At 56.7% G+C, this 1,303-nt stretch carries 1 rRNA gene (running past one end of the window); it reads left to right on the forward strand.

Going from position 1 to position 1,303, the window contains the following annotated elements:
- The first annotated feature begins 24 nt into the window (after positions 1-24).
- Positions 25-1,303: ribosomal RNA gene (locus tag AB0903_RS34115) — 23S ribosomal RNA — on the forward strand (it continues 1,920 nt past the right edge of the window).

The raw sequence follows: 1,303 nt of genomic DNA on the forward strand, positions 1-1,303 counted from the left end.
TGCACAGTGGACGCGAGCATCTGTGGCCAAGTTTTTAAGGGCGCACGGTGGATGCCTTGGCACCAGGAACCGATGAAGGACGTGGGAGGCCACGATAGTCCCCGGGGAGTCGTCAACCAGGCTTTGATCCGGGGGTTTCCGAATGGGGAAACCCGGCAGTCGTCATGGGCTGTCACCCGCTGCTGAACACATAGGCAGTGTGGAGGGAACGAGGGGAAGTGAAACATCTCAGTACCCTCAGGAAGAGAAAACAACCGTGATTCCGGGAGTAGTGGCGAGCGAAACCGGATGAGGCCAAACCGTATGCGTGTGATACCCGGCAGGGGTTGCGTATACGGGGTTGTGGGATCTCTCTTGATCAGTCTGCCGGCTGGTCGACGAGTCAGAAACCGTATGGATAGGCGAAGGACATGCGAAAGGTCCGGCGTAGAGGGTAAGACCCCCGTAGCTGAAATTCATGCGGCTCGTTTGAGAGACACCCAAGTAGCACGGGGCCCGAGAAATCCCGTGTGAATCTGGCGGGACCACCCGTTAAGCCTAAATATTCCCTGGTGACCGATAGCGGATAGTACCGTGAGGGAATGGTGAAAAGTACCGCGGGAGCGGAGTGAAATAGTACCTGAAACCGTGTGCCTACAAGCCGTGGGAGCGTCGCTGGCAGCACTTGTGCTGTCAGTCGTGACTGCGTGCCTTTTGAAGAATGAGCCTGCGAGTTAGCGGTGTGTAGCGAGGTTAACCCGTGTGGGGAAGCCGTAGCGAAAGCGAGTCCGAACAGGGCGTTTGAGTTGCACGCTCTAGACCCGAAGCGGAGTGATCTAGCCATGGGCAGGTTGAAGCGGAGGTAAGACTTCGTGGAGGACCGAACCCACCAGGGTTGAAAACCTGGGGGATGACCTGTGGTTAGGGGTGAAAGGCCAATCAAACTCCGTGATAGCTGGTTCTCCCCGAAATGCATTTAGGTGCAGCGTCGTGTGTTTCTTGCCGGAGGTAGAGCACTGGATAGGCGATGGGCCCTACCGGGTTACTGACCTTAGCCAAACTCCGAATGCCGGTAAGTGAGAGCGCGGCAGTGAGACTGTGGGGGATAAGCTCCATGGTCGAGAGGGAAACAGCCCAGAGCATCGACTAAGGCCCCTAAGCGTACGCTAAGTGGGAAAGGATGTGGAGTCGCAGAGACAACCAGGAGGTTGGCTTAGAAGCAGCCACCCTTGAAAGAGTGCGTAATAGCTCACTGGTCAAGTGATTCCGCGCCGACAATGTAGCGGGGCTCAAGCGTACCGCCGAAGTCGTGTCATTCGTACAT

The organism is Streptomyces sp. NPDC048389 (genome assembly GCF_040706335.1).
Classification (GTDB): domain Bacteria; phylum Actinomycetota; class Actinomycetes; order Streptomycetales; family Streptomycetaceae; genus Streptomyces.